The sequence below is a fragment of the Streptomyces sp. NBC_00377 genome, assembly GCF_036075115.1.
Taxonomy (GTDB): Bacteria; Actinomycetota; Actinomycetes; order Streptomycetales; family Streptomycetaceae; genus Streptomyces.
On sequence record NZ_CP107958.1, the window covers coordinates 7,716,443 to 7,733,316 of the forward strand.

The following is a 16,874-nucleotide window of genomic DNA, read 5'->3' on the forward strand; positions in this document are numbered from 1 at the left end:
CGGGCGAGGCAGGCCGGCGCAGCGCGTGGCCCGGTCGTGGGAGAGCAGACAGCCGCCTCGCTACTGCTCCGGTACTGGGCTGATGAGGGGGTCGCGGCAGATGTAGGCCCTATCACGTCTACGAGCGGACTGGAAGCGGCCGTTGAAGCGGGCGCCGGCGCGGGTGCAGAGGGACGCGGAGCGGAACCTGCACCTGAACGCCCATCCGCACCGGTCTCTTCAGCTGGGCTCGCGGGCGAGGCGACCGTGCGGACGCCGACGAGTGGATCGTCGGGATCGAGGGCGTGAACCCGCTGGCGAGAGAGGTGCACGCGCAGGTGCGGGCCGGTGAACTCGGCCGCGCGGCCGCGCTGTTGCCGCAGGAGCGGCCGTATCCGGTGGTGGAGGGGACGGTGGCGCGTCTGCGGCGGTAGGTGCGGGCGAGCTCGTTCCTGGCGGGTACCGGTCGGCTGGGCGGTATCCGACTCACCTGGTCTGGCGCGCAGCCTTTCGCAGAGCGTCCGACACGGTGAGGAACAGAACGGCGTCCGGCACCTCGGAGACCGGCTCCCGCACCGGCTTGAGCTGATCGGTGACCACCACGCAGATGGTCGATCCCATCAGTTCGACCTCGCTGATCCTCTTCCAGTCCAGGGCGGTGCCCCCGTGCTCGAGTCCTGCCAGGCTCACCGTGAACGGCCCGAACGCCACTCGCCCGCCGGTCTCCAGCAACTGGCTGAGTTCGGCCAGCCGGGACGTGGCGTCCTCCTCCGCCATCCGGTTCTGGGCCGAGACCCAGCCGTTCGCGATCAGGGCGCCGATGTCCCGCGCCTCGAGTGTGTCGCCCGACACCATGAAGTTGCCGGCCGGCAGCTGGACGTACGCGGAATGCGTGGTGGATACGGTCACCCCGTTGCGTACGAGGTCCGTCGAGTGTCGCTGGCATCCGGTGATCTCGTCCCAGGCCCCGGCGATCGGGGGCTGCGAACCGTACTGGTACACGACGCCGTGCTCGAAGACGGCACACCATGCGACCGGTCTGAACCGTGCGACCAGGGGCACGGCGATGGCCCCGAGAAAGGTGCACGTGCCGAGGATGATGAAGAGGAACGCGTTCGTCCACTCACTCTCATCACTGATGACGAAGACCATCATCACGCAGAACGCCGTGACCAGGAGGAGCATGAACGCGCCCCACCAGGACACCGCACTGGTCCGTGTGCGAAAGGCGTATCGACCGGCGCCGAGCCGCAGCTCCGCCGCCGCGCCCGGGACGGTCGCCGGGATCTCGTCCCATAGGTTTCGGGCCGCCGTCATCGTCACTCCCGTCGTGATGTTTCACCTCAACAGGCCTACCAGACAGTCGAGTTGACGATCCGAGAGGGCGTCGGGATGGGGATGCTACGGGGTCTGGCCGAAAAGAGGTAGATGGCGGTCGGCCGCCGGTGCGGGTCCCGCCCCCGGCCGAGCCATGCGTTCGGCGTCGTGGGCGGTCCGCTCCAGGACCGTGGCGAACTCGACCGCGCGACCGCGCTGTTGCCGGACGAGAGGCCCTGCGCGGTGCGAGAGGAAGGGCCGGCCCCTCTGCGGCGGTGACTCGGCCGCGAGCACGAGGGGCCAGCCCCGGGCGAGGACCCCCCTACCGATGCCGACGCGCTTCCGGGCGGCCCCGTCCGTGCGTCCCGCGCTGCGCCGCCGGCATCGGCCGGGGCGCGGGCGGCCACAGGGTTCGGACGGTTCAGCCGACGAACTCGGTGAGGTCGATGGCGTGGACGTGCAGCGGGAAGCCGTACACGGGGTGTGCCGTTTGGCGCTCCGGCGTCATGCCGAGCTTGCGGCTGACGTTCTCGGAGGCGTCGTCCCCCATCCGGTTGATGCTGACGACCCGGTCGATGCCGCGGTCCTGGAGCGCGAACTCCAGCGTCGCCTGGGCGGCCTCGGAGGCGTAACCCTGGCCCCAGAACTGCGATCCGAGCCGCCAGCTGATGGCCACCGAGGGCAGCACCTCGGGCAGGAACTCGGGCAGGGACAGCCCCGTGAAGCCGACCAGTTCGCCCGAGGCGAGCAACTCGACGGCGAAGAGACCGAAGCCCTCCTCGTCCCACTCCTCCTCCCACCTCTCGATGGCTTCCGCGGTGTGCTCCAGGTCGAGGACCGAGCCGTCGTCGACCCAGCGCATGACCTGGGGGTCCGCGTTGATGTCGGCCATGGGCACGAGGTCGTCGTCGAGCCAGCGGCGGAGGAGGAGTCGGGGGGTGCGGATCTCGGTCATGGTCACCATCCTGCCTGTGGTCGGAGCCCCACCGGTAATCGGCACCCGTCCGCTCCGATGGCCCGTCGCCCTCACGGGCGGGCTCGCCGGACGACCCGCTCCGCGCGCGGGCCCACGCGTGCGGCCGCAGCCCCGAGCGGTCGGGTCGTCGACGGTCGCGGGGCTCGGCCTCGCGGACAGGGACCGTGGTCCTCGCGGCGCCTGTCGTCAGCGGTCGGACTCCTTGGCGGGACGACGGGAGATCTGCTTGCGGGCCGTGCGCCAGCGCGACCGTGTCTGCTCCACCATGGTGTCCCACTGGCGGCGGACCTCGTGGTCGGAGGGGCGGTGGCCCTGTCGGATCCGGTCGAGTTCGTCCCGTACTTCCCGCCCCAACGCCGCCGAACCGACCATGACGAGCATGCCCGCGAACAGCGCGGAGATCATCGCGAAGACCGCCCCGACGACCCCGTAGCGTTCTGCGTAGGAGTTGAACAGACGCGGCAGGTAGACGGCTGCACCCACCGAGTACGCCGCTGTGAGGACGGCGGCGGTGATCCCGAAGGGCAAGAGGTCCCGCCGCTCGACCCGCTTCGCCGACAGGATCCAGCCGCTCCAGACGAGGAACGCGGCGGTCACCGGTACCTCGCACACCGAGGCGACCAGTCCCAGGTCGCCCCGCCCGAGGAACGCGGTGAGCAAGGCGGTGCACAGCGCGTAGCCGCCGAGGCTGAGGATCCACCACAGGCCGTTACGTGTGTTGCGCACGCTGAGCGGAGTCAGTTCCCACGTCTGCTCGACGAGCCGCTGCGCGGCCCGGGCGAAACTGAGGACCGAGATGATCAGGAACACGGCCCCGAAGATGCCCACGCTCGCCGTGTTGCCCTCCGCCGGGGAGAAGAGGGAGCTGACGGCCGTGGCGCCGGCGCCGGTGAGGTGGTAGCGCTTGATGATCCGTTCTGCGGCGTCGTAGTGCACGAAACTGTCGGAGATGGCGCCGATGAGGACGGAGAGCGGGACCAGCGCCGTCAGCGCGCTGGACGCGAGGGCCATCGACCGGTCGAAGCCCACGATCTTCTGGAACCGGTTGACGACGCGCAGGGCGAAGGCGGGACGCAGCCAGAACGTCAGTGTTCTGAGGAGGCGCTCACGCCTGATCCTCGCCGTGCTGCCCTCCATGACGATCGTGACCGTTGCGGCGACGCGAGCGTAACGGACGGTCGCGCGGCCCGGGCGGGACGACACGGGAAGCGCACGGCGCGTCGGCCGGACGGCCGGTACCCGGACCGAAGCGCACGGCGCGTCGGCCGGACGGCGGGTACGCGGGCCGAAAGGGGCAGCGCGGGCCGAAGAAGAGTCCGAAGTGGGCGGCGTGGGTCGAAGCAGAGGTCGAAACAGGCAGCGCGGGGCTCAGGCCGCCGCGACGACCTCGCCGCGGATCGCGGTGGCCCACTCCACGACCAGCAGCTCGTACTCCGCCCGTTCCTGGGCGGAGAGCGAACCGCCCGCACGCTGCCAAAGGGCCCGGATCCGCTCATTCAACTCGGCAGCAGACCGCACTGAACCAGAGGGGAGAGAGTTCGGGGACATGTGCCAAGCCTAGGCGGAAGCTCTGACGCTGCGCTACCGGACGGCTACTCCCACACCTATGGGGTTGGTCACGGTTGATCGATCAACCCCGTTGATCGCCAAGGGGGTTCAGCGGGCGGGGCGTGGCCGTGCGGGGCGGTCAGCCCGCCGACTCCGCCGCGTGCGGGCTCAGTGAACCCGTCGCGACCAGGGCGATGATGACGATGCCGAGCACCACCCGGTAGTAGACGAACGGCATGAAGGACTTGGTGCTGATGAACTTCATGAACCACGCGATGACCGCGTATCCGGAGCCGAAGGCGATCAGCGTCGCGAACATCGTCGGACCCCACGCCACATGGCCGCCCTCCACCGCGTCCTTCAACTCGAAGACACCGGAGGCCAGTACGGCCGGGATGGCCAGGAGGAAGGAGTAACGGGCCGCGGCCTCACGCTTGTACCCCATGAACAGGCCGCCGCTGATGGTGGCGCCGGAACGGGAGACGCCGGGGATGAGCGCGCAGGCCTGGCAGAGGCCGAAGATCAGACCGTCCTTGACGCCCAGGTTCTCCAGGGTCTTGCGCTGCTTGGGCGCGCGGTGCTTCCCGCCCGTCTCGTCACGGGCCGCCAGCCGGTCGGCGATGCCGATCACGATGCCGACGACGACGAGCATCGTGGCCGTGATCCGCAGGTCGCGGAAGGGGCCCTCGATCTGGTCCTTGAGCGTCACGCCCAGCAGGCCGATCGGAATGGAGCCGACGATCACCAGCCAGCCCATCTGGGCGTCGTGGTCCTTGCGCAGCGTCTTGTCGAACAGCGATCGGCTCCAGGCCGAGATGATCCGGCCGATGTCCTTGCGGAAGTAGATCAGCACCGCGGCCTCCGTGCCGATCTGTGTGATCGCCGTGAAGGCCGCGCCGGGGTCCTTCCAGCCGGAGAACGCCGCGGTCAGCCGCAGATGCGCGCTGGAGGAGACGGGGAGGAACTCGGTCAGCCCCTGGACGAGTCCGAGGATGAGGGATTCAAACCAAGACATGAGGTTACGGAGTCCAAGTGCCGATCGGAGAGGGGCGCCGGCGACGGCAGGCCCGTCGCGCGCGATGATCAGGTGATCAGGTGTGTGCCGAGGGAAGCGTAGCGGGCTCCGGTGACAGGCCCGCCACAGGGGTTTCGCAGGCACCCGCGCCGACTCTCGCGGCCCCTCCCGGGCCGGGGCCTCCGGTGCACCGTCCCCTGCGCCTCCCGCCGGGCGGCGCAGGGCACGCACCGGCAGGCGTGCCGCGGTCCTCCCGGGCGGCGCGGTCATGGCGTGCCGGGCAGCGCCGCGGGCGTCGCGTCGAGGGTTCGTGGTCTCCGTGCGGTGTCGCGCCCGCGGTGGGCGCACGGATCATCCCGGGTGCCCCGTGGTTGACCGGCCGCCCGACCGGCGCATACGTTGCTGCCGAAGGGAAAGCGCTTGCTGTGCGCAGGTACCGCACGCCTCCCCTCGGTTGCTGGCCCGCCCGGTCGTTCGGCCGTACGTCGGAGGAGTGCTGATCACGCCCATGCCCCCATCCACTCCGCTGCCCGATGCGCTCGCCGGCCGGCGTGTCCGGGCCGCCGTCGTCGGCATCGGCGCCATCGGACGCGGCTCCCATCTGCCCGCCCTCCAGCAGCTCGCCGCCGAGGGCGAGACGGAGGTCGTCGCGGCCGTTGACATCGATGCCACCGCCGTCGAGGCCTTCTGCGCGGAGAACGGGGTCGCGCACGCGTACACCGATCTGGAGCGGATGCTCGCCGAGCAGCGCCCCGACCTCGTGACCATCTGCACCCCGCCGACCCTGCACCGGGAGCAGAGCGTGGCCGCGCTGCGGGCCGGTGCCTGGGTGTGGTGCGAGAAGCCGCCGGTGCCGACCCTCGCGGACTACGACGCCGTGGCGGCGGAGGAGGGCGAGGCGGCCGGGCCGTACTCCTCGATCGTCTTCCAGCACCGCTTCGGATCCGGGACGCGGCACGTGCGGCGGCTGCTCGCCGAGCAGGCCCTCGGGCGGCCGCTCGTCGCCCACTGCCAGACCACCTGGTACCGCGACACCGCCTACTACGCCGTGCCCTGGCGCGGTCGCTGGCAGACGGAGGGCGGCGGTCCGGCCATGGGACACGGCATCCACCAGATGGACCTGCTGCTCGACCTCCTCGGCCCGTGGAGCGAGGTGCGCGCGATGGCCGGACGGCTCGTGCACGACGTGGAGACCGAGGACGTGTCCACCGCCCTGCTCCGCTTCGAGAGCGGGGCCATGGCGACGGTCGTCAACAGTGTGCTGAGCCCCGACGAGGTCAGCCGCATCCGTATCGACTGCGAGCGTGCCACCGTCGAACTCACCCACCTCTACGGCCACTCCAACGCCGACTGGCGCATCACCCCCGCCCCGGACGTCCCGAGCGACCGGGCGGCCCTCTGGCAGGACTTCGGTACGGACGTCCCGAGCTCGCACCTCGCGCAGCTGCGCGAGCTGGTCGCGAGCATGCGCGCCGGCCGGCGGCCGCGCAGCAGCGGCGCGGACGGGCGCACCAGCCTGGAGCTGATCGGCGCGCTGTACAAGTCGGCGTTCACCGACACCACGGTGAAGCGGGGCGAGATCGGGCCGGGCGACCCGTACTACACGGCCATGCACGGTGGCGCCCCCGGCTGGGCCCCCGTCGCCGAGACGGCCACGGCGAGGGCAGAGGTGCCCGCGTGAGCGGCGACCTGCGTCTCGTCCACGCACACGGTGACCGTGTCACGGTGACCGACCCGGTCACCGGCGTCGAGCTGCTCGCCTACGTCTACCGGCCGGAGGCCGCCTGGGAGGCGCCGAGGCCCTACATCCACCCGCTGCGGACCCTCGCCGGTGACGTCGTCACCGACTACCGGCCCAACGACCACCGCTGGCACAAGGGGCTGTCGCTCACCGCCTCGCACCTCTCGGGCGCCAATCTCTGGGGCGGCAACTCCTACGTGCACGGCGAGGGGTATCTCGAACTCCCCGAGCGCGTGGGGTCGATGGCCCACGTCGGCTTCGACGAGGTGTCCGCCGACGACGGCCGGGCCGTCATCGCCGAGCGGCTGACCTGGCATCCGTACAGCGGTGAACTCTGGGCCGAGGAGGCCCGCCGGGTCGAGGTGCACGACGTCGACCATGACTCCGGTTCCTGGGCGCTCACCTGGACCAGCGCCGTCACCAACCGGCGCGAGGAGCCGCTGCGCTTCGGCAGCCCGACCACGGCAGGGCGGGAACTGGCCGGCTACACGGGTCTGTTCTGGCGCGGCCCGCGCGCCTTCCGGGACGGCCGGATCATCGGACCCGAGGGCGAGGGCCCCGACCTGATGGCCTCGCAGAGCCCCTGGCTCGCCCTTTCCGGTGAACACGACGGCGCCGACGGTCACGCCACCGTCGTCTTCGCGCACGCCCCCGAGAACGATCACTCGGGCGCCCGGGGGACCCACCCCGCCCACTGGTTCGTCCGCAACGAGCCCTTCGCGGGCATCGCCCCGTCCTGGGCGTACTTCGACGAACTCGAGCTCGCTCCCGGGGACACGCTCACCCGCCGCTACCGCGTCGTGGTGGCCGACGGCGCCTGGGAGCGGGAGGGGATCGCCGAGTATCTGGAGGCGCATCCGTGGTGAACGGGTACGGGGGACTGCCCGGCGGTACCGCCGTCTCGCGGCTGCGTGTCTACGACTGGCCCGCGGCGGACGGCCTGCGCGGCGGAACCCCCCACATGCACCTGACGTGTTCGGAGGGGTACGTGGTCACGGGCGGGCGGGGCGCGGTGCACACCCTGACGGCATCCGGTCACGAGGTCACGCCCCTGGAGCCCGGTACGGTCGCCTGGTTCACGCCCGGCACCATCCACCGGCTGGTCGACGAGGGCGACCTGAGCATCACCGTCCTGATGCAGAACAGCGGGTTGCCGGAGGCCGGTGACGCGGTCCTCACCCTGCCGCCGGAGTACCTCGCCGACCCAGGGACGTACGCCGCCGCGACCGTGATCCCGGCGGGCGCCCCGCGGGAGGAGCAGGCCCGGATCGCCCGCGCCCGGCGCGACCTTGCGCTGGAGGGCTACCGGGCGCTGCGCGAGGCGGCGGACGACCCGGCGGCCCTCGCCGCCTTCCACAGGTCCGCCGCCGCGCTGGTGCGGCCCCGGCTCGCGGAGTGGCGTGAGCGCTGGCTCCGTGGTGCGCGGGCGGCCGCGCAGGCCACGGAGGATCAGCTCGACCGGCTCTCGGACGGCGATGTCTCCTACCTGGCCGAGGCGGCCGTTCGGGCCGAACAGCCCTCCGTCGAGGGGAAGTTCGGGATGTGCGGGTGGCTGGACGTGTACGCGCTGCCGTAGCGCCGGGTCGTCACCGCGCGGTGGACCGGCTGATGCGGTCGTCGGCTGCCGCGCTCGCGTGGTTGCGGTGATACCGCTGCGGCTTCGCCACCGCAATGGCCCCCGGGGGCTCGGACACGGGTCAAGGGGTGCCGGACGGAGTGGGGGAGGCGGCGCGGGCGCAGGCGAGGGGCACGGACGTGCAGACTCTTTCCGGTACCGCGTCGGGTGCGAAGACACCGATCACCACGAGGACCGTCATGACGAACGCGATGACGGAGGCGAGGACGAGGGTCACCTTCTGCCGGCGGGCGGTCCGCTCGGCGGCCTTCTTGTCGGCGATCATCCGACGGGCCTGCTCGGCGGCCTGCCGACGCAGGTGTGCGGACCTCGGACGACCGGATGCCCTGCCGGCGGTGCCGGACGGCGAGGGCGGGGCGGCGGGCCGGCGCTCGGGCCGGGGGGCGCTGGTGCGGGGAGGCGGAGGACCGCCGGTGCCGTTCGTGGTGGTGACCCGTTTCTCGTCCCGCGCCCCGCCCGCCGCTTCCGTCCCGGGGGCCCGAGGCGGCGGGGACGACGGAGGCGGCCCGGACGGCGACGGTGCTGCGGGCGGCGAGGGCGCTGCGGGCGGCGGTGTGGGTGTGGGTGTGGCCACGGGCACGGTCCGGACGGCCGGGGCGCGGACGGCCGGCTGCGCGGCGGGCCGCAGCCGCTCCAGCGGCGGGATGTCGTCCGGGTCGGAGTCGAGGTCCTTGAGCAGTCGGGCGGCGATGTCCCGGACCCGGCCGTCGGAACACTGCGACAGGACGTCGAACGCCTCGGAGGTGGCGGGCTCGGCGAAGTCGCCCATGCCCAGCAGCAGCCGCTCGTCCTCCTGTTCCCGCAGGTCGGTCCACAGATCCGGGTCGTGGGCCAGCGCGAGAAGGCTGAGCTGGATGACACGGGCGGGGAACCGGTCCATCCGCGGCCCGAACAGGGTCGCCGCCCGCGGGTGCTGGTAGTGGCGGTGGCCCCCCTCGGGCCTGGTGGCGGCTGCCAGGTCGGGCACGTACATGGCGTCGTAGTCCACGAGCCGCACCCGCCGACCGGCGGAGACCAGGACGTTGCCGTGCTGGAGGTCGCCGTGGGCGATGCCGAGTTCCTCCAGGCGCAACACCACATCGGTGAAATCGCCGGCCAGCTTGCGCAGGTAGGTGCCATTGCGCACGTTGCGGTCGATCCAGTCGATCAGCCCGGGGGCGCGGATCCACGTCATCTTGGTGACCGGCCAGCGGTGCTCGCCGACCTGGATCCCCTCCGGCAGGAACTGGAGCGGTACATACCAGCGATCGGTGTCGGGATCCACGCCGGCGAGCCTCGCGCAGATGCTGCGGTAGCGCTCCGGCCGGATGTCCGAGGCCCGGGTGAAGCACTTGACGCCCCACTCGTGCTGTCCGTCCTCGGCGACCAGGTGGTAGACACCGCCGAAGTTGCCGCTGCTCGCGATCGGCCCCAGCAGGGTGTCACCCGTCACCCGCGCCGTCCGGAGGTCGGCGTCGTCGGAAAAGCACAACCGTGGGTGCTGGAGGGCGGTGCTGTAGTCGCCGAGCGTGGGAAAGCGGTCGAAGCAGGAGGGATCAGGGGTGGTCATCGTCTGCCTTCTCCCTGGTGTCGCGGAGGTCTCTGGTGTCGGGGTCCCCGGGTTCACCCCCGAGGACGGCGGCCACGAGGGTCACGTCGTCGTTGCGCAGCACACCGTCCGCACGCAACTGTGCGATCAGCTGCGGGAACTGCGTGCCGGCGCCCCGGGCCGTCCTCGTCAGCGTGTCCCAGGGGGGCGTGCCCGCCTCGTGGGCGAACAGCGCCCAGGCCGCCAGCGCGTCACTCGCCAGGAGCAGGACGTCACCCGGCAACGCAAGGCCCTGCGCCCGGGTGACCCGCTCGGCGCCACCCGGGCCGAGGGCCTCCAGACTGTGGACCAGGGCCGGAGTCCTGCCGAACGCCTCACCGGTGGTCAGCGGGAACGCCGTGACCAGGAGGCCGTCGCGCACCTGGAACAGCTCGCAGTCCCCGACGGCCGCCGCCTGCCAGGTCCAGGAGTCCGGCGGTCCGCCGTCCCCGGGCACCGACGCCAGGGCGACCGCCAGCACGGTCGCGGCCGCGCCGTCCGTCAGCAGGCGCGGCTCCCAGTAGTGCAGCGGACGGCCCAGCCCCCGGACGTAGGAGCGCAGCCAGGCGGGCCATCGGTCGGCGAGCGAGGTCACCACGGCGCGGAACGCGTGCGGGTCCGACAGCGTGCGCAACGGACACTCGCAGAGCTCCTGGGCGAGCATCCGTGCCCATTCCCCCGACAGCGCGGACTCGGTGGCGCCGTCGGCGACCGCGAGACGTTCGGTGCGTGCGCCGACGCCGGCCGGCTCCGAGCGGGCGCCCTGTGCGGTGGTGTGGGCGGCGTCCTCGTACTCGTCCGGCGCGTTGCCCGCCTTGTGCAGACGCCGGACGGTGACGTGCCAGGTCACCGCGCCGTTTCGGGCGCCGGCGCGACATGGCGGGTGCCGATGTCCAACAGTTTGACGACGTCGACGGCGTTGCCGTTGAACACCAGACCCCGGCTGCCGTACCGCACCGGGACGTGCAGTGCTCCCGCGGTCTCCCGCATGCTGTCCGGCAGTTCGCTGGACATCGAGAACAGCAGCCTGCCCTCGGGCGGCAAGTCGTCGGGGGTCTGCGGATACAGCATGGGATCGAGCGGCAGCGAGGTCACGTGCGCGTTGAAGAGGAGTACCTGCCCGTCCCTGGTCGCGAGCGAACGCACCCGCTCGGCCGGTTCCACCGGCGACTCCCCGGTGGCCAGACCGTCCGTCAGATTGACGACGATGGGCGGGAAGCTGCGGGGATGCTGGTCCACCCACTCCGTCAGCAGGTCGTGGGCGTAGTCCAGTGCGGCCGTCATGTCGGTCCGGCCGCCGGCGGCCGTCTCCACCCACACCGGGAACCTCACCGGCACGTCGATCACGCCCCCGGCCCCGTCGGGACGGGTCTGCGTCCGTTCCTCGATCCGGGCCGGGTTGTCGCGCAACTCGCTGATGGTCACGATGTCCTTGTCCGCGAGCGGGCCGCAGAACAGTGAGCGCACGGTGTCGTCGTAGCCGATGATCGAGATGTCGTAGTAGTTCTTGACCTTCGACTGGGTGCTCGGGCTGGCCCGCTGCACGAGTTCGAAGATCAGCCGGTTCAGGGCGTCGGCGACCTCCTCGGACTTGGGGCGGGTGCCCCCGAAGAAGGGCGCGTCCATGGAACCCGACTGGTCTATGAGCAGGACCACGTACGTCGGGTGAGCGCTGTTGATCTCCGCCTCGTACGGCATGCTGTCTCTTTCCGCTCGGTGCATATGTGTGGTGGTAAGTGGGTCGGGTGTGCGGTCGGGTGGTACGGCGCCTGCCGCGCGCGGTCTTCTTTCGAGGCCTCAGTCGGCGCGGTTGAAGAGGACGGTGAGCGCCGCGTCTATCTCCGGGTCGATGCGCAGGGCGCCCTGCGGCCCGCCGGCCCCTGTGCGTGTGGCCACGGCGTAGAGGTGGCAGTCGGACGAGCCGGTGAACACCAGGCCGTCGGCCGCGAGGGGACCGCAGCGCCCGATCCGGCCCGTGGTGCGCCGGGACCACAGCGGGCGCCCGCTTCCCTCGGTCACGGCCCACAGACACCGGTCGCGGGTGGCCACGAAGACCATCCCGGGGCCGGGGGCCGGCGCGGTGGTCACGGCGGTGGGCAGTGCGACGACGGACCGCAGGTGTCCTGATACGGCGTCATGGACCGCGACCATGCCTTCGGAGCCCCGCGAGCCGCTCACGTACAGGGCGCCGTCGGCGGCGAGCGGTGGCCCGGTCACCGCCCCGCCGGTCGGGCAGGTCCACCGCACCTCTCCCGACGCGGCGTCGCAGGCGTACACCAGACCATCGGGGGTGCTGCCGAACAGCAGACCTCCGGCCAGGGCCAGGCCGCACCCGTTGAGGTCGCCGAGATCGGGCCGGGACCACAGGGCGCTGCCGTCGCAGGCCAGCCGGTGCAGCCCGGTCACGGTGGGAATCCACAGACATCTCTGCCCCGCAACGACATCCGAGGCCACTACGTCCGCGGGCACACCGGGTACGGCGACCGTGTTCCGGGACCCGTCGCGGAGGCTGACCGTCTGGAGGGTGCCGTCGACCCCGCCGAGCCAGACCCGGTCGTCCACCACGGCGGGCGCGGATCCCAGCGGGTCGTCGATGGACACCGACCACTGCACCCGGCCGTCGTCAGCTCCCACGCTGTACAGCCGGCCGTCCCGTGCCGCCAGCAGGATGCCGTCGCGGTACGGCACCGGGGCTGCCTGGCACGGGCCGTCGACCCGGAGCTCCCACAGGCCGGCGCCGCTGCCGCCTTCCACAGCGCGCAGTACGCCCTCGCCGCGGTCGGTACCCGCGACATAGAGCACCCCGCGCGCGTACGCGGACGGGGCGTCGGGCAGGAAGCCGAGGTCTGTCGTCCAGCCCCTCTCGGGCAGGGGCGGCCGGGATGGATCGGCGGCCGGGGTCACGGTCTGCTGCCGCTGCTCGACGGCGTGGTCGTCGGCGCGGGCGGCCGCGACCGCCGCCGGCAGCTCCGCGCCCGGCACCGGCTCGTCGGGCGCCGGGGTGACGTCGGGCCGGTCTTCGGGGCGGGGCGGTGCCTCGACGCCGTGGTCGACGACGGCCGACGCGTCCTCCGTCGGCACCGGCACCGCTACGAGGGCGGTGGACGGGGTCTGGGCGGTCATGGGCAACTCGCCGTGACCCTGTCCGACGGGTTGCGGCTCGCAGACCTGCGGCTCGTCGGCCTGCGGTACGTCGGCCGGATGTGGCGGCAGTACGCCGGACGGGTGTGGTCGCCCGCTCGGCGTGGCGTCCGGCGCGGGCGGAGCTGTCAGGTCCGTTGCGGGCGGGTCACCCGGGTCCGTGGCGTCGGACGCTTTGCGTGCGGCGCCGAAAGTGGTGACGGTGCCGCCGGTGGGGAAGCGGGTGTCTCCGGCGGCCGTCGCCCTGACCAACCGGCTCGTCCACTGCGCGAGTGCCGCACCGGGCTTGAGACCGGTCCTGCGAAGCCCCTTCGAGGCCCGGTGCGCGACCTGCTGGGGCGACGGCCTGCGCCAGGGCTGATGGCGGGTGCACTCCTCGACGAGGCTGCGGAGAGCTTTGCCGCCGGGGCCGGGAGTTCCGCCGACGATGTTCTTCAGGACCATGCCGAGTGCGTACACGTCGGACGCGGTGCCGCCCCATTCGTCGCGGACGATGCTCTCGGGCGCCAGATAGAGGGTGCCGAACCGCGGATGACTCGGCGTGACCTCGCTGTGTCTGCGTTTCCGGGCGGTCCGGCTCAGCGGTCCGACCAGGGAGTGGTCGGCCAGCAGCGGCCCGCTTGCGGTGCAGAGGATCGTGGTGGGGTCGAGCGCGCCATGGCTGCGGCCGTCCTCCGCCAGTGCCCGCAGCACGGTCGCGACGGACTGGGCCAGCCACAGGACGACCGGCACGGGCAGCCGGCCGGTGTGCCGCTCCAGCGTGTCCAGCGTGGGTGCGGCCACGAGGTCCGTCACCACACAGAAGCCGCCGCCGAGGTCACCGGGCCGCAGGACACCGCGCACGGCGACGGCTCCGGGCACCCGGGCGTCGCGGGCGTGGGCGGCCGCCTGTTCCAGGCGGACCGGGCCCGTCGGATCGACCGTCCAGTGCGGGGTGAGCCGTGTGAGCGCCACGGGGCTCCCGTCGTCCGTGAGTCCTTTGAAGGTCTCGCCGAGCAGTCCTTGCCGCATCGGCGTTCCCAGCCTGTAGCGCGCCGTCGGGGCCGTGCGCGCCGGGTCGGTTCCCGATCCGGGCGGCTCTGCCTTCCTGGTCCGGCGCCCCGGTCCGAACCTCATGGGCACGACTCCCGGACGAGCGTGCGTGTGCGGCCGGCCCCGAGCTCGACGGCGTGTACACGGCCGTCGGCCGAACCCACGTAGACCAGACCGTCCGCCACGGCGACCGCGGAGTCCACGGCGCTGTCCGCCTCGAACCAGCGCCGGCGGTGCCCGGTGCGGCTGTGCACGACGTGCACCACCCCGTCCTGGCTCGCGACGTAGACGCACTGGTCGTGCGGTGTCGGCGTCGCGCGGATCGCCGCGCCGACCAGGTAGCGGTGGACGACCCTGGCGTCGGTCAACGACAGGGCGTAGACGCCGCCGTCGGCACAGCCCACCCACACCAGCCCGTCATGGACGGCGGGGGAGGCGACGACCTGGCCCTCGGTCCGAAAGCGCCAGTTCTGCTTCCCGCTCGCGGCGTCGAAGGCGTACACATGGCGGTCCCCACTGCCCACCAGGACGGTGTCGCCCGCCACCACCGGCCCGCCCTGGAGCTCCCCGCCGGTCGGCGACCGCCACAGCCGCGTGCCGTCGGCGGCGTCGAAGGCGTACAGGTGGTGGTCCCATGCCGCCGCGTAGACGACGCCCGTCGGTTCGCGGACGGCCGGCGCCCCGAGGACGGCCCGGCTGCCCGCGCCCGTCCGCCACCGTAACCGGCCGGACCCGGGCTCCAGCGCCGTCACCCTTCCCTCACGGTCGCCCAGACAGATCAGGGAGTCCGTCGCCGAGGGCGCCGAGGGCGCGGTGTTGCCGGTGCCGTGCCGCCACAGTGTGGCGCCCGAGGCGAGGTCCAGGGCGTAGACGGCGCGGTCGGCGCAGGGGACGATCACCGTTTCGCCGGCCGCGGCCAGGGTGCATTCGACCCGTGCGCCCAGCGCGCGGGTCCACACGGGTGTGCCGTCGGCGCAGTCCAGCGCGCGCACCGTGCCGTCGAGCGCGGCCACCAGGAGGCGGCCCTGGTGCGGCAGCGGCGTGGCGTAGTAGGTCCGCCCGGGCAGCCGGTACGACCAGCGGGGCGCGATGCGGGTCGCCGCCGGTGCACCGGACAGGGGTCCGGGCCCGGACCGGGCGGGTCTCGCGTGCGGCCGCCGGTAGGGCGTCGGACCGGCCGGCGGATCCGCGGGCGCCTGCGGCACGAGTACGTTCGCGTAGCGCCGCAGTACCTCCTGGGCGCCCTCCGGAAGCCAGGCGAGAGCGCCCAGGCCGGTTGTCGCGCGGCCGCCGCCGACGCCCTGCGCGGACAGGGAAAGGCGATCGGCCCGGTCCATCAGGGCGGCAGGGGCCATACGGCCGGAGGCGTCCTGGACCATGCAGGCGTCGACGAGGTCGCGGACGACGGCGGGCAGGTGCGCGATGTCCGGTGAGCCGTCCGGCCGGCGGGCGACCATCACCCCGTTGTCGCCCAGCGGGAGGTCCTCGCCCGTCACGGCGAAGGCCAGTACGCCCCCGAGCGCGTACACGTCGGTCGCTCCGCCGACACCCCGGTTGCGGACCTGCTCCGGTGCCACGTATCCCACTGTGCCTCTCGGCGTGGAGAGGCTGCCGGACGGCAGGGTGATGTCCCGGACCAGCCCGAAGTCGATCATGCAGGGTCCGTCGGGGGTGACGAGGATGTTCGAGGGCTTCAGATCACGGTGGACCAGGCGCAGTTCGTGCAGTCTGACGAGGATCCGGGCCAGTTCCCGTACGAGGGCCATGGCCGCGGGCACGGGGAGCGGCCCGGACTCCTTCACCAGGTCCTTCAGGGTGGGCGCCTTGACGTAGTCGATGGCGAGCCAGGGCCGGAGGCCGTCGAGGCTGTAGTTCTGCACCGCGGGCGTGCAGTGCCCGCCCAGTTTCCGGCACGCCGCGACCTCACGGGTGAACCTCTCGCGGAACTCGGCGTCCAGGACGTGGTCGGCCTTGATCGTCTTGATCGCGGCGGGCCGCCCGCCGCGCGCGAGCTCACCCAGGTAGACGCGGCCCATTCCGCCCTGACCGATCACGGCCCGCAGGCGGTAGTCCCCGATCCGGCGCGGGTCCTGGTTGCCCAGTGCCCGCAGGACGTTCGGGGCTGCAGACGTGGCCATGACCGGAACCGCCTCTGTGCTCGCTGCCGACAGGTACATGTCGTTTCCGTCAAAGGCCCTGATAAACACGGAAGTTGGGCAACGGATACGATAGACCACCCGATCATCCACCATCCATCAAATGGGCTTATTCGCCCTCTTGAACGGACTTGCGAACCGGTCGACTGCGGTCTGTGGTCCGCAGGTTCGAGGGCCGCGGGTGCGAGGTGTGCGGGTTCGAGGACCGCGGGTGCGAGGTGTGCGGCCTCAGGCGGTCGACGGGCCCGTCACGGTCCACCCCGGGGTCTGCGGATGGGCCCTCAGGTCCTCGTGGCGGACCCGGCCGCCGCAGGCGGAACAGGTGACCTCGGGGGTCAGCTCGTTGCCGCAGACGTGCTCGATCACCATGGGCCGCTCGTCGTCCCGGCGGAGGTGGCGGTCGCCCCACGCCATGAGCGTCATCAGGACCGGCTCCAGTTCGAGCCCCGCGGGCGTGGGCCGGTACTCGAAGCGCTGCGGGCGCTCGCTGTACGCGCGCTTGGTCAGGATGCCGGCGTCGACCAGGCGCCGCAGCCGGCCGGCCAGGATGTCGCGCGGGGCGCCGATGTTGCGCACCAGCTGGTCGAAGCGGCCGTTGCCCAGGCAGGTCTCCCGCAGGACGAGCAGGGAGTACTTCTCGCCGACGAGGGCGAGGGTGTCGGCGATCGAGCAGGGGCGCGGGTCTTTGGGGGAGGCCATGGCCGCGAGTCTAGGGGAGGGTTGGAAAAGTGAACCCTGGTGGGTTGGATTTCCAAACCCTCAGGGC

Annotated in this window: 15 protein-coding genes; 4 read left to right on the top strand and 11 right to left on the bottom strand. The window is 72.3% G+C overall.

Annotated features, from left to right (window positions below; translation table 11 throughout):
- Positions 1-284: 284 nt before the first annotated feature.
- A complete protein-coding gene (locus OHS71_RS41430) occupies positions 285-413 on the top strand; it encodes a hypothetical protein (RefSeq protein WP_443047120.1) in 129 nt (42 codons plus the stop codon).
- A 52-nt stretch (positions 414-465) separates the two neighbouring features.
- Here the strand turns inward: OHS71_RS41430 and OHS71_RS34345 are convergent, their stop codons facing one another.
- From OHS71_RS34345 to OHS71_RS34365, 5 genes are all read right to left on the bottom strand, one after another.
- Positions 466-1,296: a DUF6585 family protein gene (locus OHS71_RS34345; protein WP_328483198.1), complete on the bottom strand. Its 831-nt coding sequence runs from the start codon at positions 1,294-1,296 to the stop codon at positions 466-468.
- A gap of 421 nt (positions 1,297-1,717) precedes the next feature.
- Positions 1,718-2,251, bottom strand: a complete 534-nt coding sequence (locus tag OHS71_RS34350; RefSeq protein ID WP_328483199.1) for a GNAT family N-acetyltransferase — start codon at positions 2,249-2,251, stop codon at positions 1,718-1,720.
- Between the two features lie 207 nt (positions 2,252-2,458).
- Positions 2,459-3,409: a YhjD/YihY/BrkB family envelope integrity protein gene (locus OHS71_RS34355; protein ID WP_328483200.1), complete on the bottom strand. Its 951-nt coding sequence runs from the start codon at positions 3,407-3,409 to the stop codon at positions 2,459-2,461.
- A gap of 231 nt (positions 3,410-3,640) precedes the next feature.
- Positions 3,641-3,820: a hypothetical protein gene (locus OHS71_RS34360; RefSeq protein WP_328483201.1), complete on the bottom strand. Its 180-nt coding sequence runs from the start codon at positions 3,818-3,820 to the stop codon at positions 3,641-3,643.
- A 139-nt stretch (positions 3,821-3,959) separates the two neighbouring features.
- Complete coding sequence (locus OHS71_RS34365; protein ID WP_328483202.1) at positions 3,960-4,835, bottom strand: undecaprenyl-diphosphate phosphatase; 876 nt, start codon at positions 4,833-4,835, stop codon at positions 3,960-3,962.
- Positions 4,836-5,343: 508 nt separating this feature from the next.
- Between OHS71_RS34365 and OHS71_RS34370 the strand changes: the two genes are divergently transcribed.
- From OHS71_RS34370 to OHS71_RS34380, 3 genes are read left to right on the top strand one after another with little or no spacing between them, the layout of a single operon-like run.
- Positions 5,344-6,516 carry a Gfo/Idh/MocA family protein gene (locus OHS71_RS34370; RefSeq protein ID WP_328483203.1) on the top strand — a complete coding sequence of 391 codons (1,173 nt, stop codon included), beginning with the start codon at positions 5,344-5,346 and terminating at the stop codon, positions 6,514-6,516.
- The gene (locus OHS71_RS34375) at positions 6,513-7,442 is read left to right on the top strand and encodes a PmoA family protein (protein ID WP_328483204.1); all 930 of its coding nucleotides are present in this window, start codon (positions 6,513-6,515) and stop codon (positions 7,440-7,442) included. Before OHS71_RS34370 ends, OHS71_RS34375 begins: the two co-directional genes overlap by 4 nt.
- Positions 7,436-8,152, top strand: coding sequence for a cupin domain-containing protein (locus tag OHS71_RS34380; protein ID WP_328483205.1), 717 nt, complete (start codon positions 7,436-7,438; stop codon positions 8,150-8,152). Before OHS71_RS34375 ends, OHS71_RS34380 begins: the two co-directional genes overlap by 7 nt.
- A gap of 121 nt (positions 8,153-8,273) precedes the next feature.
- On the opposite strand, the gene OHS71_RS34385 is transcribed toward OHS71_RS34380, so the two are convergent.
- From OHS71_RS34385 to OHS71_RS34410, 6 genes are all read right to left on the bottom strand, one after another.
- On the bottom strand, positions 8,274-9,761 hold the full coding sequence (locus tag OHS71_RS34385; protein ID WP_328483206.1) for a hypothetical protein: 1,488 nt from the start codon (positions 9,759-9,761) through the stop codon (positions 8,274-8,276).
- The gene (locus OHS71_RS34390; RefSeq protein ID WP_328483207.1) at positions 9,748-10,629 is read right to left on the bottom strand and encodes a hypothetical protein; all 882 of its coding nucleotides are present in this window, start codon (positions 10,627-10,629) and stop codon (positions 9,748-9,750) included. The genes OHS71_RS34385 and OHS71_RS34390 overlap by 14 nt, the downstream gene beginning before the upstream one ends.
- Positions 10,626-11,477 (bottom strand): vWA domain-containing protein, encoded by an 852-nt coding sequence (locus OHS71_RS34395; protein WP_328483208.1) that lies wholly within the window; start codon positions 11,475-11,477, stop codon positions 10,626-10,628. The genes OHS71_RS34390 and OHS71_RS34395 overlap by 4 nt, the downstream gene beginning before the upstream one ends.
- A gap of 99 nt (positions 11,478-11,576) precedes the next feature.
- Positions 11,577-13,931, bottom strand: coding sequence for an outer membrane protein assembly factor BamB family protein (locus OHS71_RS34400; RefSeq protein WP_328483209.1), 2,355 nt, complete (start codon positions 13,929-13,931; stop codon positions 11,577-11,579).
- A 101-nt stretch (positions 13,932-14,032) separates the two neighbouring features.
- Positions 14,033-16,090, bottom strand: a complete 2,058-nt coding sequence (locus OHS71_RS34405; protein ID WP_328483210.1) for an outer membrane protein assembly factor BamB family protein — start codon at positions 16,088-16,090, stop codon at positions 14,033-14,035.
- A gap of 246 nt (positions 16,091-16,336) precedes the next feature.
- Positions 16,337-16,807 carry a winged helix-turn-helix transcriptional regulator gene (locus tag OHS71_RS34410; RefSeq protein ID WP_328483211.1) on the bottom strand — a complete coding sequence of 157 codons (471 nt, stop codon included), beginning with the start codon at positions 16,805-16,807 and terminating at the stop codon, positions 16,337-16,339.
- Positions 16,808-16,874 lie beyond the last annotated feature (67 nt).